The following is a 19,606-nucleotide window of genomic DNA, read 5'->3' as shown; positions in this document are numbered from 1 at the left end:
AGTTTTAACAAAGTTGGTATTCTGGAATAGACATCAATTGCACACAATATTCCTTGTTGGAATTAATTTTTAAACCATCAATGATCTCTTTAGTTTTGGGGTTAATGGTACTTAAAATTAAAATTTCTCTTAGCTCTGCTGGGGCGATATTGTTATATTGTTTTTCAAAAACATCCCAAGAAACCTTGGTATTAAAATAATTTTGTCGTCTTTTCTTTTTCTTATAAAAGTCTTTAAAGTCAGCTTCTATATCTCCTTTTTCTTCCAAACTAATTTTAGCATTGTTTAAAATTACAGAAGGTAATTTTAAGCGAAACATTAGAGTATTAGAATCAATCCAATTGGTATTTCCTTTCCAACCGGCAACATTTACGGGATTTAATAATATTTGACCCATCATTTTTTGGAAATACATTTGTGTTCTCACTTTTTGAAAACTTACCGGTACTACCCTATTAATTCCAACTAATAATTCAATGGGAGATTTTATTTTGACCCCAATATTTTCTTCAGAATAAAACCAATCTGATGAAAAAATATGGAACATTAAGTTTTCAATATTATAGTCTTTATAAAAAATAGCTGTGATTTCTTCAAGGTGCTCTTGATTTACGGTAGGGTTTACAAAATATCGATACACTTTATCACAAATAAAACGGGCGCATTGTTCCTGTTCTAAAATGATATCTATGATGTCATTCCCATCAAAATTACCGGTTTTTCCAAAAAAAGTTTTTTGACCAAAGTCATGATTCTTTTTTTGAAAAATAAATTCTCCTCTTTTATTGGTATTCCATCCTGTAAAAGCTCTGGCAGATTCTTTGATATCTTTTTCCGTATAATTGCCAGCTCCTAAAGTGAATAATTCCATCAATTCACGCGCAAAATTTTCATTGGGTTTACCCTTTTTATTTTGTTTGTTATTCAGGTATTTAATCATGGATGCTTCATGAGCAATTGCTTTGGTAAAATCTCCAAAATTACCCAATGCATTTTTTCTTAAAACATTGTTGTAATGTTGAATATCGTAGATATTATTGTCTTTACACACAAAAACATTTGCCCAGAAGAGCGTCATTTTTTCTCTTAAAATTTCTTGATCCATTGCCAATCGATCGATCCAAGCGGCATTTAATTCAGTCGTTTTTTTTCTAGAAATTTGTTGCAATTTCTTGCGTTCATCAGGCCCTATTTCTTTTACAAGCTGTCGGTAATCTTTTTGCCTTAGAACATCCAATTCACTAAGGTCAACTTCTAAAGGTGTGTAGTTTTTAGAATCTTTGAATAAGGCTTTTAAAACTTTTTTGGTAGATTTATTTTTATGATCTACAATTGTATCATATCCCACTCCAAAACCAGCTCTCCAATATAAATGTTGTAATTGTAATCGTTTCATAAAAAGGGCTTTATCGAATTCTTATATTTAGACTTTTATTTTATTCAAAGGTTTAATTTTGAATAAAATAAAAGTAGAATTCTCTAAAGATACTTGTTTCTTATTAGAATAAAAACAAATTTTCCTTTCTCTAAAACTAGTTTAATTGCTGTAAAAAAGTAAAATATTGAGAATTATTAGGAAATAATTCTACCAACTGAAGTGCAATATTTTTTGCTTTTTCTTTTTGATTATTATTTGCGTAATGGTATGCTAATAAATATAATAAACTTTCATTTTGTGGCAAGGCTTTTAAACCTCTAAGGATGGTGGATTCAGCTTTCTGTTTATTTTGAATACCATCATATAAGAGACTTAAATTGTAGTATGCCCTTGGATTATCAGACATATGAATTGTTGCTAACTCAAGCTGTTCTATGGCGTCTTCCGTTCTTTTTAACTCTGCAAGTAGTAAGCCATAAGAGTAATAGGTTGCACCATATTCTGGTTCTTGTTTGATAATAGTTTTAAAAGCATTTTCTGCCTTTTCTAGTTCGCCATTTTGGTAATATAAATTGGCGAGGTTGGTTCTGGCTAAATTATTGATATCATCAATTTCCAACGCACTTTCATATCCTTTAATAGCTCCTTGTAAGTCTCCTTTTTTAAGGATATAATTGGCTCTATTGATTCTACCTCCCACAAAATCTGAAATTCCATCTAAATAAGTAAAGTATTCTTTTTTTACAATATCAAAAGCTGCTTTGTATTTTGTAGGAACTTTGGTTTCATCCATAATAGCTAAGGCACCAAAAGCTTTTATTCTAACCGCTCTTTTCTCGTCTTTTAATAAAGGCAATAAGTAATTTACATTAGCAGGGTCAGATATTTCATTCAAGGCATCTGCCGTGCTAGCTCTTACTAAAGGAGATTCATCATTTAAAAAAGAAAGTAATTGTTTTCTAACAATTGCATGATCTCTATAGTTTGGCAATTCTACTATAGCCGAAGCTCTTGCAATTTCTGGATAAACGGTATCTTTTGCTAATTGCAATAATTTGGTATGGGCATCACGTACTCTTTTTAAACCTGGTACTAATAAATCAGAAAAATGATTTTCTTTAGGGGCTCCTTTTCTCTTTAAAATTTCGTCTGCTGCCCATTGGTCGGTTTTGTCTTTATGACATCCTACACATGCATTAGGTGTTCCATGTTTTACAGATAAATCAGGTCTTGGAATTCTAAAACTATGGTCTCGTCTAAAATCGTTACCCATATAAAATTTACCGGGCATATGACAATTGATACATAAGGCACCCTCTGTTCCTAGTTTATGAAATGAATGTTCTTCGGTGTCATATTTTTGAGGTTCATGGCATTGAGCACATAGTTTATTCCCCTCAAATTTTCTTTTTAAGGTATGCGGATCATGACAGTTTGTGCAGGTAACATTGTTATGATACATTTTACTTTGAACAAAAGAACCATACACATAATCTTCATCTAGAATTTGACCATCAGCATGATAAGTAGGTTCTGTAATCAGTTGAGGATAGTAATGATCTAACATGGTTCCCTCAAAGTTGAATCGATTTGTTAGCATTTCTCTACGCATATGACATCGAGCACATTGATCTACTAATTCCTTAGGAGACGTTTCTAAAGTCATTTGCATGGTTCCAGAATCTCTATAATTCTCACCTTGTTCTTTTACATCTTCTACGTGTTCCTTTCCCGGACCATGACATGCTTCACAACTTACATTGATCAAGGCAAATTTGGTGTCATAACTATGATCTGCTTGTTTGTATTGCTTTCGAACATTTGTAGAATGACAATCCGCACACATATTGTTCCAATTCAAACCACCCCTAGACCAATGCAACCACTCAGAGTGTACTACTTTAAAATCTGGATATAAATCAAACCATTTGTTCTTTTTGGAATCCCAAGCTTGTCTCAAACATTGGTAATGACCATTAGGAAATTTTACAATGTATTGTTGTAAGGGTGTAATTCCAAAAACATATTCAATTTTGTAGTCATGGTTTTTACCATCAGGTCCTTCTGTATTGGCATAAAATTCTCCATTTTTTTTGAAAAATGTAGAAGTTACACCTTGACTTTTAAATACTTCTCCTTTAAAATTTGCCAAAATGGTTTCTCTAGTTGCTACATCCATGGATTTATCATGATGAGAACCTTGCCATTTTTCAAATTGATCTTGATGACATTCTTTACAGGTTTTATCTCCTAAAAAATGCGCATCAGGAATAGAATCTGTTGAAGCATATATGGTTTTATGGTTTGCTGTAGTAACTTTTTTGTAAGCTTCTTTTTTTTCTTTACCACAAGAAAATAAGAATAACGCAATACTCATTAATAAAGATACTTGTAAAGTGTGTATGCTATTGATTTTGTTCATTTTTACGATCTTAAAAAAGAGTATTGTTATTAATTACTTAGCACATCTAAAGCCCATGTTAAAGATAGAGGTATCGATAGAGTTTTTCGCTCTAAAAGTTGTAGTAAAACTTTTATCTCCCGCTTGATCAAACATAAAAGCACCACCTCTGGTAGCTCTAACTTTAGGATCTTCAGGTTGTTGATTTGGGTTTCCTGGGTAACTTTTGTAAACATCCGCAGTCCATTGCCAAACATTACCAACCATATCAGTTAATCCTGCTGGTGATTCCCCATAATGTCCGATAGGAGATGTTAATAAAAATCCATCTTTAGCATCTGTATCTTGCACAGAAGCCCCTTGCCAAGTATTGGCCATATATTTTCCGTCTTTCAAAACAGTGTTTCCCCATGGATATATATTAGAACCTCCATTTTTGGCAGCAAATTCGTATTCTATTTCTGTAGGTAAACGCTTACCTGCCCAACTCGCATAGGCTTGAGCATCATTCCAACTTACATGTGTTACCGGATGATCATCCAAAGCTTTTGGTTTTGTTTCTCCTAGTGGGTATAACCAATTTGCTCCTTTTAAAAGTTGCCATTGGCCTGTTTCAAACATAAAAACACCAGAATCTCCAAACTTATCTGCTTCCGTAATGTAATTTGTTGCTTCGATAAATTTTCTAAAATCAGCCACAGAAACTAAATTTTTATCCATGTAAAAAGGAGCTACTCGAGTTTCAAAAGAAGGCCCTTCATTTGCAGGTCCGTTATCAGTTCCTATAGTTATAGTTCCTCCTGAAAAATGAACCATATTACTAGTATCAGCTTCATTTTGTATTACGGGTGCAGTTTCAATTTTTTGTTTAGGTGTAGTTGTTTTTTTAGTTGTTTCTGGTTTGTTTTTACAAGAAAAAATTAAAAATAGAATACTAAAAAAAGGAATACTAAGTTTCATAAGTGTATAGGTGCTTTATATTGTTATGCAATATTAATTTATTTATTTCAGATGTTTGAATTTTCAATCATTTATATAGACATATTTCAAAATAAGGTAACCATCCGTTATAAGTTTTTTACATTTGAGCAAAAATAATACCATGAATGACTTTTTATTTTATTTAGAATTAGGATGCACCCACGTATTGGATATTAATGCTTACGACCATATATTATTTTTAATAGTATTAGTGGTTTCTTTTTCCTTTAAACAATGGAAAAATATGTTGTGGTTGGTATCTTTATTTACCTTAGGTCACACGGCAAGTTTGGCTTTATCGGCATATAAAATTATTTATATAGCAGGGGATTTAGTTGAATTTTTAATTCCAACAACAATTTTTATTACTGCTGTGAATAATATTTTTTCTGGGGCTAAAAACAACTCAAATTCAAAGCTATTATTGTTTTTATCTTTTTGTTTTGGTTGGATTCATGGATTAGGTTTTTCTAACTATTTTAAAATGTTGATTTCTGGGTTAGATTCTAAATTATTACCGTTGATTGAATTTTCACTTGGGATTGAATTGGCACAAGTAATTATTGTAATTGTAATTGTTGCGCTGTATCATTTAATAACACCTATATTTAAAATTTCTAAAAAAGATTGGATTGTTGTCATCTCTGCTATTGTTTTAGGGATAACCATCCCGATGCTCATGGAAAGATATGATGGGTTTATAAAACATTTATTATAAATTTATTACCTCCTTGTTTTTTGGCGCTTTCCTTAAGATTCACGACTTTTGATTGTTCTTAACACGAGGTATGTGTTGACACAATTATTTGACGAGTGAATTAGTATCAGTTATGACCAAGAAAAAGCAATTAAAATATGATAAAGCCTATATAAATATGGCTTTTGAATGGGGAAAATTATCTCACTGTAAAAGAAAACAAGTTGGAGCTTTAATAGTGAAAGGCAGAATGATTATTTCTGATGGTTTCAATGGTGCTCCCACAGGTTTTGATAATTGTTGTGAAAATGAAAATGGGGACACCAAATGGATGGTTTTACACGCGGAAGCCAATGCCATTTTAAAAGTAGCAGCTTCTACACAATCTTCTAAAGGTGCTACTTTATATATAACACTATCTCCTTGTAAAGATTGTAGTAAATTAATTTTACAAGCAGGAATCAAGAGAGTTGTTTATGCGAATGCCTATAAAGATTTGTCTGGGGTAGCATTTTTAAAACAAGCCGGAATTGAAGTTGAACATATAGAGGGATATGAGGAATAAAAATAATTTTCCTCTATTTCTAGGGATCGCAATTGCCTTTGGTATTTTAGTAGGGGCAAGCTTAAATTTTCCAACAGAATCTGGTTTTTTTAAGGGGAGCAGTAGTGAGCAAAAAATAAAAAAACTATTGCAATTTATAGAGCAAGATTATGTTGATAAAGTGGATACCGATGGAATTCTAGACAATGTTATAACCGATATAATTTCTAACCTTGATCCGCATTCGGTTTATTTTCCGAAAGATATTTATGCTGCGAGTCAAGAAAATTTACAGGGAAATTTTGAAGGAATCGGGGTGCAGTTTTTTATGTATCAGGATTCTTTAGTGGTAACTCATATTTTATCGGGTGGACCAAGTGAATCTGCTGGAATATTGGCTGGAGATAGAATTTTAATAGCTGATAAAGATACTTTGTATGGTAAAAATATGCGAAGTAGAGATATTGTTAAAATTTTAAAAGGACCTTCTAACACCACTGTTGATTTACAAATTTTTAGAAAAGGCTCAGAAAATTTAATTCCAATTACCATTAGAAGAAATAAAGTTGCAATTCAAAGTGCAGAGGTTGCTTATATGATTAATGATAGTCTAGGTTATTTAAAGTTAGAAAGATTTGCAGCAACATCATATCATGAGGTGAACAAGAAATTGCAAGATTTAAAATCTAAAGGTGCTAAAAATTTAGTTTTTGATTTGCGTCAAAATGGAGGAGGATTTATACATGTTGCGAATGCCATTATTGATGAGTTTTTAAGTGACGGAAAATTGATTGTTTTCACAGAAAATAACAAAGGTCGTAAGGAAGAATTTTATGCTTCTAAAGAAGGTGTATTTGAAAAAGGAAATGTATATGTGTTAATTGATGAAGGATCTGCTTCTGCAAGTGAAATTTTTGCAGGTGCATTGCAAGATAATGATCAAGGAACTATTGTTGGTAGACGTTCTTTCGGAAAAGGATTGGTTCAACAAGAAATGAAATTGGGTGACGGTTCTGCGGTAAGACTTACCATTGCACGCTATTATACACCTACAGGTCGTTCTATTCAAAAACCATATAAATTGAACGATGGTGAAAATTACGCACACGATTATCAAGATAGAATTTTGAGTGGTGAATTGTTGTCTAAAGACAGTATCAAAGTGATAGATTCTTTAAAATATACAACTCCAAAAGGAAAGGTTGTGTATGGAGGAGGTGGTATTATACCAGATGTTTTTGTAGCTGTTGATACCACGTCCTATTTAGAAAACGGATATTTTTCTAAATTAAGTTCATTCACTTTTAAATATGCTGATGATCATAGAAATGAATTGTTAGAGCAAGGTTTTGAAAACTATGATTTGGATACAAAACAACAGGAAAAATTAGTAGAAGTATTTTTAGAAGACGCAAACCTAGAAAGAAATGTTTCTGCAACTAAAAAATCAGTATTGAGTCATTATTTGAAAGCGTTGATAGCCCGTCAAATTTTTGATGAGACTGCTTTTTCTAAAATACACGACAGAAGAGATCCAATGCTTTTAAAAGTAATAGAATTGGATAGTTTACAGAATAAATAATCAAAGTTGAATTTACCTATCTTTGCTAAAATTTTAAAATTTGACCCAACAAAAGAAAATATATTTTGCTTCAGATCAACATTTTGGAGCACCTACTGCTGAAAAAAGTAAACTAAGAGAACAAAAGTTTGTACAATGGTTAGATATTGTAAAGAAAGATGCTGAGGTTATTTTTTTATTAGGAGATTTATTTGATTTCTGGTTTGAATATAAAAAAGTGGTTCCTAAGGGGTTTGTTAGAGTTTTAGGAAAACTGGCAGAAATTAGAGATAGCGGAATACCCATTCATTTTTTTGTTGGAAATCATGATTTATGGATGGAAGATTATTTTGAAAAAGAATTGAACATTCCCGTTTACCATGAACCCAAGGAATTTACCTTTCACAACACTACTTTTTTAATTGGTCATGGTGATGGATTAGGACCTGGTGACTTTGGCTACAAAAGGATGAAAAAAGTGTTTACAAACCCACTTTGTAAATGGCTTTTTAGATGGTTACATCCAGATATTGGAGTTGGGTTGGCTACGTACCTTTCGGTTAAAAATAAATTAATTTCAGGGGATGAGGATGTTGTTTTCTTAGGAGAGGAAAACGAATGGTTGGTACAATACTGCAAAGAGGTTTTAAAAACAAAACACTTTAATTATTTTGTTTTTGGTCATCGTCATTTACCTATGACTTTAGAGGTCGGTGAAAAAGCAACATATGTAAATCTTGGTGATTGGATTTCTTACTTTACCTATGGTGTTTTTGATGGTGAGAAAATGCGAGTTGAAAAGTTTGAGAATTGAGAGTAATATTTCTCAAAATTTTCAAAAAAAAAGCGACATTTGCCTTTTAAATACACCTCATGAAGTATGTAATGTTAATAGGTTTGTTTTTTTGCAGCCTAACAAGTTTTGCTCAAGAAATTATTATCTCTGGGAAAATTGTTGACCAGCAAAATGAAGAAGTCTTACCATTTTCTACAATTTCATTAATTGAAAAAAAATCAGAAAAGTTAATTACAGGAGCCGTTTCCGATGGAGAGGGTCGTTTTGAAATTTCTGGCGATTTAAAAGGTAAATATATCCTTAAAGTTGGATTTGTTGGGTATAGTGATTATACAAAAGATATTCTAATAGGTGAGTTAAATACTTATTTTGACATTGGTACGGTATTATTAGTTCCTACTTCAGAACAAATGGATGAGGTTAGTATAAAAGCCAAAAAAGCAACAATTTCTTCAGGAATGGAAAGTAAGTCTTTCTCTATGGATGAGAATATTGCACAATCTGGTGGTTCTGTATTGGATGCAATGAAAGCCATGCCAGGGGTTTCTGTGGATCAAGAGGGGAAAATTATTTTGAGAGGTAGTGATAAGGTTGTGGTTTTAGTAGACGGAAAACAATCAAGTCTTACTGGTTTTGGTAACCAAAAAGGATTGGATAATATTCCAGTTGCCAATATTGAAAGAATCGATATCATCAACAATCCATCTGCAAAGTATGATGCGAACGGTATGGCAGGGATCATTAACATTATTTATAAAGATGAGGTTGATGCTGGATTTAATGGAGATGTTAGTTTTACAACTGGTTTAGGGGCTATATCAAAACGTAAGGATGATTTACCAACAGAATTAGGTAGTTACTCCTCTAATCCTAGTGGAATTTTGGGCCTTAACTTAAACTATAAAAAAGAGAAAGTGAATTTCTTTTTTCAATCAGAGGCTATGTTGCTGCAGAAGTTGCCAAATAATGAGTTTACTACAAGGTATTATGATGATGGTACCGTGACTGCATCTCAGGTTCCTGAAAATAGAAAACAACACCGTTTTATTTTAAAAGGGGGGATGGATTATAATTTTGATGAAGATAATATAGTAACGATTTCTGCAATGTTTGATCGTGAACATCACATTGATACCGCTCAGGTTCCCTATATTGACGTATCTACAGGTGAAAGATATAGGTATATAGCTTGGAACGAAGATGAAACTACAGGGTATATGAATTACCTAGCAAATTTTAGTCATAATTTTGCTCAAAAAGGACATAAACTTGAAGTCTCTGCACAGTATACAAAAGGCTGGGAAGATGAAACGTATTATCTTAATGATAGTTCAGCAGTCCGTATAGGAAGGGATGTCACAAACATTTTAGCAACGGAACACACAACTTCTATTCAAACAGATTATGTGAAGCCTTTGAGTAAAGGTCGTATGGAATTAGGAGCGAAAGCTAGATTTAGAAATCTACCAGTCGAATATACAGTAGATAGAGGAGAAAATAGTGTTATTTATCCCGGGTTAGGAGATTGGTCTGATTGGGGAGAAACGATATATGCGGCTTATGGTAATTTTATTTTAGAAAAGAATGCCTATGATATTGAAGCCGGTTTGCGTTTGGAACACACCTCAGTGTTTTATAAAATAGACCCAGATAATATTTATTACAATCAAAATGATGCCTACAACTATCTAGAGTTATTTCCGAATCTTAGATTTAGTTATAAGCTAAACGACTATAATAAAATTTCTTTGTTTTATAATAGAAGAATCGACAGACCTGGGGAGCCAGAACTTAGAATTTTTCCTAAATCTGACGATCAAGAATTGTTAAAAATTGGAAACCCATATTTAAGACCTCAGTTTACCCAATCTTTTGAAGTAGCTTATAAATCAAGCTGGGATTTGGGATCTGTGTATGTATCTGCTTATCATCGTATCATACAAAATCCTTATATGCGAGTGTATACTAAAGATGAAACAAATCCACTGTATGATGTAATTATAAAATCGTATGCCAATACAGGTAGCGCTACAAACTCGGGTGTAGAGTTGGTATTTAGCCAACAATTATTGGAATTTTGGAAAATTTCAGGGAATGGTAATCTTTATAACAATGCTATAGCTGCTTATCAGGGTACGCTCTTGTTTCCGTATCAACATACTTTTGATGTTTTAGCTTCTTCAGAATATACTTGGGATGTGAAAGTAAATAATCAGTTTGAATTTAAAAATGATTTAAGCTTGCAAGCGACGGCTATTTATATGGCGGATAAAAACATACCACAAGGAAAACAATATTCGAGAGCTTCGATTGATTTGGGTGCTAAAAAGAAAATATGGGACGGAAGAGGAGAAATAAATTTTGCAGCCACTGATGTTTTGAATACCTATGGTATTCGTCAACAAATAAATGGTGATGGTTTTACGGCTGACTATGAGAATTATTATCAAACACAAACGTTTCGTTTAGGTTTGAAATATAAATTCTAGTTATCAAATTAGAGTTTCTTAGTTTTTAACTAAAAAATAGCGCTTTGATATGTTTGGTTATGAATTTAAAAATTAACGTCTTCCAAATTTTCATAGGTGTTTTGTGCTTTTTGAAAACCTAAAGCAATCATTTCAGCAGCTTTATCAAATTCTAAAGTACCACAGGCATTTCTTGTTATTTCTATTTCAATATCGGGCGGATATGCGGCTATTTTTTGTCTTGCAATAGTACTTTGCATTGTATCAAAAGCCCTATCAGCAACTTCGTATATACTTAAACTTTTTGCAGGGTCACTTGCCGTGGTGATATTGTTAGTTTCTAAGAAATTTTTGATTTGATTTTGGATTTTTGAAATATTGAAATCGTTATCAATTCCATCAAACTGTTCTGGTTTTATTTTAAGGGGAGCACCACCAAGGTTAACCGCAATAGTAATATCTGTATCATCGTTAAAAGTAGGAGCAATCGGAACAGGGTTTAGTACGCCTCCATCAATGAGTACAGCCTCTCCATAGGGAACTGGAGTAAAAAAAAGAGGTAATGATATAGAAGCCCTGATTGCTTCAAATAGAGAACCAGAATTAATCCAGACTTCTTTTTCTGTAATGATATCCGTAGCAACAGCCGTAAATGGAATGCTTAATTGTTCTATTTGAATATCTTCTAAAAAGCCGATCAGCGTATTGATTATTTTGTCTCCTTTAAAAATACCACCGCTATTTCCCCAAGAAAAATCTAATAAAGAAGCAATATCCGTTTTATTCAAGGCAAGCATCCACTCAGTAAGTTGTTTCAGTTTTCCGGCTGCATATACTCCTCCAATTAAAGATCCAATAGAGCATCCTGATATAGATTTAATTTCGAAATTATTTTTTTCTAACCACTGGATAACACCGATATGTGCTAAACCTCTAGCACCACCACTTCCTAAAATTAGGGATACACTTTTTTTCTTTGAATCTTTCATAAATGGCAATTTTAATCGTTGATTATAGACTGAAAAATAGGTCAATTAAATTTACTTGTCCCTATTTTTATTTAAAAGTTGAATTTCTTCTAATTCAGAAGATTTTAAAAATAGACAATTTTAAGTTTTAATTAGCACAAATTAGCGGAGTTAGCAACGAATAAAATAATAATTAAACCTGCGATTAGGTAGCTTAAAACCTGGGTTTGTTTAGGTATAAACGCAAAAAAAGGAGACTGTATCAGCCTCCTTTTTCATGTTAGTTTGGTTTAGTTAATTTTTGTTGGTTGTCACAAATATTGTGAAATATAATGATACTACAAAGAAAAAGATAACATTTTTTTAACACAAGTCCTTAGAAATGAATGATTTTAGTTTTTTCTTAGGTTAAGAAGTCTAGGTTTTACGCGGTTCTTTAACCAAATTTTAACAGTGTCATTGGAATAAAATATTAGTTTTGTCAAACTCAGAATAAATTGAATTTGATAGTAAATTATATTTAATAAAATGGAAGATCAAAACACCAACGTTGATATTAGAGCAATCAATGAAAAAATTGAAAAGGAAAGTGCTTTTATAGATTTGTTAAAATCTGAAATGAATAAAGTAATTGTCGGTCAAAAACACATGATTGATCGTCTGTTGATTGGTTTGTTAGGAAATGGACATATTTTGTTAGAAGGGGTTCCTGGATTGGCAAAAACACTTGCCATAAACACTTTATCAAAAGCTGTTGATGGAGGTTTTAGTAGAATTCAATTTACGCCAGATTTATTACCTGCAGATGTTGTGGGTACTATGATTTATAATATGAAGGAAAATAAGTTCGAAATTAAAAAGGGACCTATTTTTGCAAACTTTGTATTGGCAGATGAGATAAACAGAGCACCGGCAAAAGTTCAGTCTGCTTTGTTAGAGGCGATGCAAGAGAGACAGGTAACTATTGGAGAAGAAACATTTCCATTACAAGAGCCATTTTTGGTAATGGCAACACAAAACCCAGTTGAGCAAGAAGGAACATATACTTTGCCAGAGGCGCAGGTAGACCGTTTTATGTTAAAAGTTGTAATTGATTACCCAAAGTTAGAGGATGAGCAGTTAATAATGCGTCAGAATTTATCAGGAGGTTTTTCTAAGGTGAACCCAGTAGTTTCTTTAGAACAAATTGTAAAAGCAAGAGCTTCTGTAAAAGAAGTGTATATGGATGAGAAAATTGAGAAATATATTCTTGATATTATCTTTGCAACACGTTATCCAGAAAAATATAATTTATCGGATTTAAAACCATTGATCAGCTTTGGAGCGTCTCCTCGTGGAAGTATTAGTTTGGCTCAAGCAGCCAAGTGTTATGCTTTTATCAAAAGAAGAGGTTATGTAATTCCTGAAGATGTTAGAGCGGTTGTTTACGATATTTTACGTCATAGAATAGGGATTACCTATGAAGCGGAAGCAGAAAATGTAACTTCTGTAGACATTATCAACAAGATTGTAAACGAAATTGAAGTGCCTTAAAATTTTGTTTTGTACAGGATTTATGCATTGAGTGGTTCAAGATTTAAACAATTACATACCTAAAATTGGAAACAAAAGAGATACTTAAAAAAGTCCGCAAAATAGAAATCAAAACGCGTCGACTTTCAGATCATATTTTTTCAGGGGAATATCATAGTTCTTTCAAAGGGCGTGGTATGACTTTTAGTGAAGTACGTGAGTATCAGTTTGGGGATGATGTTCGAAATATTGATTGGAATGTTACCGCAAGGTACAATCAACCCTATATAAAAGTATTTGAAGAAGAGCGAGAGCTTACCATGATGTTGGTGGTTGATATTAGTGGATCTCAATTATTTGGTACAACTTCTCAGTTTAAAAAAGATACAATTACTGAAATAGCCGCTACTTTGGCTTTTTCTGCAATTCAAAACAATGATAAAGTAGGATTGATTTTATTTTCAGACTCTGTTGAATTATTTATTCCTCCTAAAAAAGGAAAAAGTCATGTTTTAAGAATTATTAGAGAATTGATAGAGTTTCAACCTCAAAGTAAAAAAACGAATATTGATGAAGCTTTAAAGTATTTGTCGAATGTCATGACTAAAAAAGCCATTGTTTTTGTTTTGTCTGATTTTATGGATAATTCCTATGAGCAAACTTTAAAAATTTTAGGTAAAAAACATGATGTAACAGGAGTTCGTGTGTATGATAAACACGATACAGAAATCCCAAACCTTGGACTGGTTCCAATGTTAGATTCAGAAACAGGAGAAAAGGTAATCGTAAATACAGGCTCAAAAGCGGTAAGAAATGCTTACAAGGCTAACTTTATTGAGCTGACAAAATTTTATGAAACTACTTTTAGTAAAAGTGGAGCAGGTACCATTAGTACTCAAGTTGACGAAAGTTACGTGAAAAAATTGTTGGGGTATTTCAAACAAAAAGGAAAGTAATAAGTAGTATTATTTAAAATGAAAAAAAGCATAATATATTTATTTTTATTCAGCGTCTTTTTGGGCTTCTCGCAACAAGAACCTAAAATTTTGGTTGCCATTGATACAACGCAAATCAGAATTGGAGAACAGTTTGAATATAAGATATCGGTTGATAAAAAAACAGATATAACATTTCCTATTCTTTCAAATTTAGGATTGATAGAAGTTGTAGGATCTGAAAAAATAGATACGCTTAAAAATAAGCTTGTCAAGAAGTATGTATTAACCGGGTTTGATAGTGGAAGTTTTTATATTCCAAAACAACAGGTTTTTATAAAAAATAAAACGTATTTCACAGATTCCTTATTGATCAATGTTGCAAATGTAGCAGTAGATACTGTAAAACAAAAAGCATTTCCAATTAAAACCATAGCCGAAGAACCTATGGTTTTTGATGATTTTAAACCCTATTTCAATTGGTTTTATTTGATAGTGGGTTGTTTAATTTTGTTGGCTAGTTTGTATTTCTTATTTCAGAAAAAAGCTAAGAAAACAAAGGCTAAGAAAAAAAGCATTCCGGCTTATCAAGAAGCAATTCAAAAGTTCAGTCATTTGGATGAAAAAGATCTATTAGAAAATAATCAGATTAAGGAATATTATATAGAACTTACAGAAATTATTAGAGTTTATCTAGGAAAAGAAGTAAATGTTCATACGTTAGAAGCTACTACAGATGAGTTGATTACTTTGTTAAAGGATCAAAATAGTGCTAAAAATATTGGAATCACGAAAGAATCAATAACACAGCTTCAAGCATTTTTACAGCATGCTGACTTTGTGAAGTTTGCTAAGTTAAGACCGAGCTCTGGTGAAATTAAAAACGACAGAAATGTTGCAGCTTCATTGATTGATGAAATGAAACCATTGCTAGATTCTTATGCTGAAGAGCAAAGAAAAATTGAAGAAAGTATTGCAAAAGAAAGCAAGCCGAAAAAAGAATTCTCATTGAAAAATTTAAGTAAGCGATCTAAGATATTTATTGCAATTATAATATTTGCTGCCGTGGTTGTAGGCTTTTTTGGCTACCAAATTTATCAAACGGCTCAAATTAAAAAAGGTGCAAATACGTTGCCTACTGAAGAGGTTGCGTCTGATGGATGGAGTCGTCAATCTTTTGGTTCTCCCGCATTAATATTGACAGCTCCGGGAACAATTGGATTAAAGTCTGATGAGGTGCCTGCTCAAATTCAGAGTGTCATGTCTGAGTTGAAAATTTATAGTTATGAAGATCCTTCTCAAAATTCTGAAATATCGGTAACCACCTTAGTTTATGCGGAACAGATAAACCCAGATGTAGAACAAGTAGTACAGAGTACAATAGGCAATCTAGAAAAGACTCAAAAAATAGAAGACCTTGAATTTGAAAGACAACCAGCCTCTTTTGGAGAAGAAGTGCATGGAGTTTATTTAAAGGGAAGTTATGTGAGTAATGGTCTAAAGAAAGGTTTTAATTTATTAGGTTTTTCTCAAGAAAATAAAATTTGGCAAGTATTTACCAATGGTAATTTTGAGGATACCGATGTGCAAACAACGATGGAAACTGTGATTCAATCCATAAAATTTGAAAACGAATAATGATGGGGAATTGGACAAATTTTGAATTTGAAACACCTCTATTTTTATGGGGTTTATTGATCATACCATTTTTGATCTTGTGGTTTTATTTAAGTCATAAAAAAAGCACTGCTTCTTTAACGGTCACTACAGTTTCTGGTTTTAAATTAAAAAAATCAATTTTAGCGCAATTGAAGCCATTGTTATATGTTTTAAAAATTGTTGCTGTAGCGTTGTTGTTTATTGCATTGGCCAGACCAAGGAATGTTGAGGTTAGCAGAAAAACAAAATCAAATAAAGGAATTGATATTGTTATGGCTATTGATGTTTCTGGTAGTATGTTGGCAAAGGATTTAAAGCCGAATAGGCTAGAGGCATTAAAGGAGGTTGCAGCTGACTTTGTTGAAAAACGACCTAATGATAGAATAGGAATAGTTGTTTATGCCGGAGAGAGTTTTACCCAAACTCCTATTACAAGTGATAAAGGGATTGTGGCAAGAACTATTTCTGAAATCCAATACGGACAAATAGAAGATGGAACAGCTATTGGGATGGGATTAGGGTCTGCTATCAATAGATTAAAGGATAGCAAGGCGAAAAGCAAGGTTGTCATTTTGTTAACAGATGGAGTAAATACAGCTGGATTTATTGATCCTAGAACCGCAACAGAATTAGCAACAGAATTAAACATTAAGGTGTACACCATTGGAATAGGAACCAACGGAATGGCTCCTTTTCCATACGCAAAGGATAGAGCTGGAAATTTATTATACCGTCGTCAAAAAGTTGAAATTGATGAAGATTTATTGAGACATATTGCTTCGGAAACCAATGGAAAATATTTTAGAGCGACAAATAATTTGAAGTTAGAATCTATCTATGAAGAAATTAACAAATTAGAAAAAACTAAAATAGAAGAGTTTAAATATTACAATTACCAAGAGGAGTACAGAATCTATGTGATTGCTGCTTTGGTGTTGTTTTTATTGGAATACGTTTTAAGAGACACCTTGTTTAAAAGTTTTATTTAGACATAAGTTGAATAGTTGAAATGTTTAAAAAAGTGTAATCGTATGTATGTTTTTTCATTTGAAAAATTAGAAGTTTGGAAGGAGGCTATTCGGCTTTCTAAAAATATTTATAAAATAACTTCTACATTTTCTAATGAAGAAAAATTTGGATTGACAAGTCAGTTACGTAGGGCAAGTGTTTCTATTTCTTCCAATTTGGCAGAAGGAACTTCGAGAGTAACGAATAAAGATAAAGCTCATTTTACGGTTATAGCTTACAGCTCTTGTATGGAGGTTTTGAATCAATTAATTATAGCAAAAGAATTAAATTATATAAATGAAGATGTATTTTTAGAATTGAGATATCAAATTGAGAAAATATCTAATATGTTAAACGCATTAAGAAAAACACAAGTATAATTTAACGTATAAACAATTAAACAAAAAACAGTTCAAATTAAGAAATGTACAAGTTAGAAGAACCTATATATTTTTATCTTTTTGCAATTATACCCGTGGTAATTGTAATTTTCGTCATGGCACTATGGTGGAAAAAGCGTACGCAAAAGAAATTCGCTTCTTTAGATTTATTAGAAAAAATAGCTCCAAATTATTCTTTCTTTAAGGCGACCTTAAAGTTGGTTTTTTTATTGATTGGTGTTTCTTTTTTAATCCTTTCATTGGTAAACCCAAAAATGGGAATCAAATTAAAAACGGTTAAGAGAGAAGGTGTTGATATTGTGTTTGCATTGGATGTATCTAAAAGTATGTTGGCGGAAGATATTGCTCCAAATAGATTAGAAAAGTCTAAACAAATTATTTCTAAAACCATTGAGAAATTAGGAAGTGATAGAGTAGGAATTATCGTGTATGCAGGGAACTCTTATCCTTTATTGCCAATTACTACCGACCACGCATCTGCTAATATGTTTTTACAAAATGCAAACCCTGATATGGTATCTAGTCAAGGAACCGCAATTAATGAGGCTTTAGATTTGGCAAAAACCTATTATAATAATGATGAACAAACCAATAAGTTTTTAGTTATTATTTCTGATGGAGAAGATCATGAAAAAAATACCATAGCAAAGGCAGAAGATTTAGCACGAGAAGGAATCAAAGTGTATACAGTAGGGGTTGGAACAGAGAAAGGAGGTCCTATACCATTACGTAGTAAAGGAAGCTTGGTTGGTTATAAAAAGGACAGAAAAGGAGAAGTGGTTATTACACATAGAGTACCTAATGTTTTAAAAGAAATTGCAAATAAGGCAGATGGACTTTATGTAGATGGAAACCTGACGGCAAAACCTGTAGAAAGTTTAATCGATGTAGTATCGAATGCACAAAAACATGAATTTGAAACGAAACAATTTTCTGATTATAAAGACCAATTTCAATGGTTTGTTGGTATCGGATTGTTGTTTTTTATCATTGATATTTTCTTTTTAGAAAAGAAAACGAAATGGCTTCAAAAAGTTGATTTATTTAAAGAAAAGGAATTTAAAAAATAATATTTATGAAAATTCTACAATGGGTTGTTTTATGCTTGGTGTGCTTTTCTATGAAAGCGCAACAGGATTCTATTGTACAGCAAAGATTGGCAAGGAGTTTTGTAAGAGAAGGTAATGCTTTATATGCAGCTGAAAAATATGCTGATGCCGCAATTGCCTATAAAAAAGCTACTGCTCAGGCAGGTACTTATTTTAAAAGTTCATTTAACTTAGGGAATACCTTGTACGCTCAAAAGAATTATAAAGAAGCCATTCCACAGTACGAATTAGCTGCGACAGGTACTGAAAATAAATTTGAAAAGGCGGCAGCATATCATAATATTGGAAATGCGCATTTAAAGGAAAAAGAATATAGCAAAGCCATTGAGGCGTATAAAAAAAGTTTACGCAACAATCCTTCTGATGATGAGACTAGGTACAACTTGGCTTTTGCTCGTGAAAAATTAAAACAGCAGCAAGAAGACGATAAAAAGAACAACCCTCCACCGCCATCGGATTATGCCAAAAGAATTAAGAAACAGGCGGATAAATTAATTGAAGCCTATCAGTTTGATAAGGCCTTGAAATTATTGGATGGTGCATTAGAAAAAGATCCAACAGTGGCAAACTACAAGGATTTTATGAAGAAAATCGAATCTGTAATTCAAATAGAAACTAAGTAATGAAAGCGATTGTAACATTATTTTTTATGATGATTGGTTTGGTAGTTAATTCGCAAACAAATGCTCAGGGTTATTTTAATTCAGGGGCAAAAGATTTTATTCATAGTGATATAGAAAAAGCTATGGCTACGATTGATCAAGGGTTGAAAAAATTTCCAAATGATGAAAAACTGAACCAGTTGAAGAAAAAATTGGTGGAGGAAAAGAAGAAAAAAGATCAAAAAGAAGATCAGAACGGCGATAAAAAGAAAAATAAAGAGGACAAGGAAAACAACGACAAAAAAGAAAACGAACAAGATCAAAATAAACAGGATAACCAGAATAAAGATCAAAATAAAGACGATCAAAACAAGGATTCTGAAAACAAAAAGAAAGAAGAACAAAAGCAGCAGGCACAGCCGCAACAAGGTCAGATGACTCCTCAACAAATAAAGCAGTTGCTAGAAACCATGAATAATGAGGAGGCTAAAACTCAGAAAAAAGTAAATGCTCAGAAAGTAAAAGGTAAAAAAGTTCAGCAAGAAAAAGACTGGTAGTTTTTATCAAAAAAGAATTGGAGTTTAGA

Annotated in this window: 17 protein-coding genes; 13 read left to right on the top strand and 4 right to left on the bottom strand. The window is 32.3% G+C overall.

Translation table 11 applies throughout. The annotated features are described in order from the left end of the window. Positions 1–4 precede the first annotated feature (4 nt). From AC2DZ0_RS10950 to AC2DZ0_RS10940, 3 genes are all read right to left on the bottom strand, one after another. Positions 5–1,396: a DUF1800 domain-containing protein gene (locus AC2DZ0_RS10950; protein WP_484641779.1), complete on the bottom strand. Its 1,392-nt coding sequence runs from the start codon at positions 1,394–1,396 to the stop codon at positions 5–7. A 136-nt stretch (positions 1,397–1,532) separates the two neighbouring features. Continuing rightward, positions 1,533–3,800, bottom strand: a complete 2,268-nt coding sequence (locus AC2DZ0_RS10945; RefSeq protein ID WP_484641777.1) for a tetratricopeptide repeat protein — start codon at positions 3,798–3,800, stop codon at positions 1,533–1,535. A gap of 33 nt (positions 3,801–3,833) precedes the next feature. Continuing rightward, a complete protein-coding gene (locus tag AC2DZ0_RS10940; RefSeq protein WP_484641776.1) occupies positions 3,834–4,739 on the bottom strand; it encodes a formylglycine-generating enzyme family protein in 906 nt (301 codons plus the stop codon). Positions 4,740–4,881: 142 nt separating this feature from the next. On the opposite strand from AC2DZ0_RS10940, the gene AC2DZ0_RS10935 reads away from it, so the two are divergent. The 5 genes from AC2DZ0_RS10935 (at position 4,882) to AC2DZ0_RS10915 (ending at position 10,847) form a co-directional block, all read left to right on the top strand. Continuing rightward, positions 4,882–5,478 (top strand): HupE/UreJ family protein, encoded by a 597-nt coding sequence (locus AC2DZ0_RS10935; protein WP_484641775.1) that lies wholly within the window; start codon positions 4,882–4,884, stop codon positions 5,476–5,478. A gap of 112 nt (positions 5,479–5,590) precedes the next feature. Further along, positions 5,591–6,022: a deoxycytidylate deaminase gene (locus AC2DZ0_RS10930; RefSeq protein ID WP_484490090.1), complete on the top strand. Its 432-nt coding sequence runs from the start codon at positions 5,591–5,593 to the stop codon at positions 6,020–6,022. After that, entirely contained in the window at positions 6,012–7,583 is a 1,572-nt protein-coding gene (locus AC2DZ0_RS10925; protein ID WP_484641773.1) for a S41 family peptidase, read from the top strand. The genes AC2DZ0_RS10930 and AC2DZ0_RS10925 overlap by 11 nt, the downstream gene beginning before the upstream one ends. A 40-nt stretch (positions 7,584–7,623) precedes the next feature. Then, positions 7,624–8,376, top strand: a complete 753-nt coding sequence (locus tag AC2DZ0_RS10920) for a UDP-2,3-diacylglucosamine diphosphatase (RefSeq protein ID WP_484641772.1) — start codon at positions 7,624–7,626, stop codon at positions 8,374–8,376. Positions 8,377–8,435: 59 nt separating this feature from the next. Then, positions 8,436–10,847 (top strand): TonB-dependent receptor, encoded by a 2,412-nt coding sequence (locus AC2DZ0_RS10915; protein ID WP_484641771.1) that lies wholly within the window; start codon positions 8,436–8,438, stop codon positions 10,845–10,847. 65 nt (positions 10,848–10,912) lie between these two features. Here the strand turns inward: AC2DZ0_RS10915 and AC2DZ0_RS10910 are convergent, their stop codons facing one another. Further along, positions 10,913–11,815: a patatin-like phospholipase family protein gene (locus tag AC2DZ0_RS10910; protein WP_484641770.1), complete on the bottom strand. Its 903-nt coding sequence runs from the start codon at positions 11,813–11,815 to the stop codon at positions 10,913–10,915. A 507-nt stretch (positions 11,816–12,322) separates the two neighbouring features. On the opposite strand from AC2DZ0_RS10910, the gene AC2DZ0_RS10905 reads away from it, so the two are divergent. The 8 genes from AC2DZ0_RS10905 (at position 12,323) to AC2DZ0_RS10870 (ending at position 19,577) form a co-directional block, all read left to right on the top strand. Next, complete coding sequence (locus tag AC2DZ0_RS10905) at positions 12,323–13,327, top strand: AAA family ATPase (protein WP_484490085.1); 1,005 nt, start codon at positions 12,323–12,325, stop codon at positions 13,325–13,327. 65 nt (positions 13,328–13,392) lie between these two features. Next, positions 13,393–14,262, top strand: coding sequence for a DUF58 domain-containing protein (locus tag AC2DZ0_RS10900; protein WP_484490084.1), 870 nt, complete (start codon positions 13,393–13,395; stop codon positions 14,260–14,262). Positions 14,263–14,280: 18 nt separating this feature from the next. Next, positions 14,281–15,879 (top strand): hypothetical protein, encoded by a 1,599-nt coding sequence (locus tag AC2DZ0_RS10895; protein WP_484641768.1) that lies wholly within the window; start codon positions 14,281–14,283, stop codon positions 15,877–15,879. Between the two features lie 2 nt (positions 15,880–15,881). Next, entirely contained in the window at positions 15,882–16,889 is a 1,008-nt protein-coding gene (locus AC2DZ0_RS10890) for a vWA domain-containing protein (RefSeq protein WP_484644837.1), read from the top strand. Between the two features lie 42 nt (positions 16,890–16,931). Then, complete coding sequence (locus tag AC2DZ0_RS10885) at positions 16,932–17,288, top strand: four helix bundle protein (RefSeq protein WP_484641767.1); 357 nt, start codon at positions 16,932–16,934, stop codon at positions 17,286–17,288. A 44-nt stretch (positions 17,289–17,332) separates the two neighbouring features. Then, the gene (locus AC2DZ0_RS10880; RefSeq protein ID WP_484490081.1) at positions 17,333–18,379 is read left to right on the top strand and encodes a VWA domain-containing protein; all 1,047 of its coding nucleotides are present in this window, start codon (positions 17,333–17,335) and stop codon (positions 18,377–18,379) included. Between the two features lie 5 nt (positions 18,380–18,384). Further along, positions 18,385–19,041: a tetratricopeptide repeat protein gene (locus AC2DZ0_RS10875; RefSeq protein WP_484641766.1), complete on the top strand. Its 657-nt coding sequence runs from the start codon at positions 18,385–18,387 to the stop codon at positions 19,039–19,041. Then, entirely contained in the window at positions 19,041–19,577 is a 537-nt protein-coding gene (locus tag AC2DZ0_RS10870; protein WP_484641764.1) for a hypothetical protein, read from the top strand. Before AC2DZ0_RS10875 ends, AC2DZ0_RS10870 begins: the two co-directional genes overlap by 1 nt. The last annotated feature ends 29 nt before the right edge of the window (positions 19,578–19,606 follow it).

This window comes from Flavicella sp. IMCC45668, assembly GCF_057219105.1.
The sequence above is the reverse complement of the archived record's forward strand: the minus strand, read 5'-3'. Positions and strand labels throughout refer to the sequence as shown.

Coding starts and splice junctions, on each gene's coding strand:
- AC2DZ0_RS10950 (WP_484641779.1), bottom strand. CDS start 1,396: ATGAAACGATTACAATTACAACATTTATATTGGAGAGCTGGTTTTGGA.
- AC2DZ0_RS10945 (WP_484641777.1), bottom strand. CDS start 3,800: ATGAACAAAATCAATAGCATACACACTTTACAAGTATCTTTATTAATG.
- AC2DZ0_RS10940 (WP_484641776.1), bottom strand. CDS start 4,739: ATGAAACTTAGTATTCCTTTTTTTAGTATTCTATTTTTAATTTTTTCT.
- AC2DZ0_RS10935 (WP_484641775.1), top strand. CDS start 4,882: ATGAATGACTTTTTATTTTATTTAGAATTAGGATGCACCCACGTATTG.
- AC2DZ0_RS10930 (WP_484490090.1), top strand. CDS start 5,591: ATGACCAAGAAAAAGCAATTAAAATATGATAAAGCCTATATAAATATG.
- AC2DZ0_RS10925 (WP_484641773.1), top strand. CDS start 6,012: ATGAGGAATAAAAATAATTTTCCTCTATTTCTAGGGATCGCAATTGCC.
- AC2DZ0_RS10915 (WP_484641771.1), top strand. CDS start 8,436: ATGAAGTATGTAATGTTAATAGGTTTGTTTTTTTGCAGCCTAACAAGT.
- AC2DZ0_RS10910 (WP_484641770.1), bottom strand. CDS start 11,815: ATGAAAGATTCAAAGAAAAAAAGTGTATCCCTAATTTTAGGAAGTGGT.
- AC2DZ0_RS10905 (WP_484490085.1), top strand. CDS start 12,323: ATGGAAGATCAAAACACCAACGTTGATATTAGAGCAATCAATGAAAAA.
- AC2DZ0_RS10895 (WP_484641768.1), top strand. CDS start 14,281: ATGAAAAAAAGCATAATATATTTATTTTTATTCAGCGTCTTTTTGGGC.
- AC2DZ0_RS10890 (WP_484644837.1), top strand. CDS start 15,882: ATGGGGAATTGGACAAATTTTGAATTTGAAACACCTCTATTTTTATGG.
- AC2DZ0_RS10885 (WP_484641767.1), top strand. CDS start 16,932: ATGTATGTTTTTTCATTTGAAAAATTAGAAGTTTGGAAGGAGGCTATT.
- AC2DZ0_RS10880 (WP_484490081.1), top strand. CDS start 17,333: ATGTACAAGTTAGAAGAACCTATATATTTTTATCTTTTTGCAATTATA.
- AC2DZ0_RS10875 (WP_484641766.1), top strand. CDS start 18,385: ATGAAAATTCTACAATGGGTTGTTTTATGCTTGGTGTGCTTTTCTATG.
- AC2DZ0_RS10870 (WP_484641764.1), top strand. CDS start 19,041: ATGAAAGCGATTGTAACATTATTTTTTATGATGATTGGTTTGGTAGTT.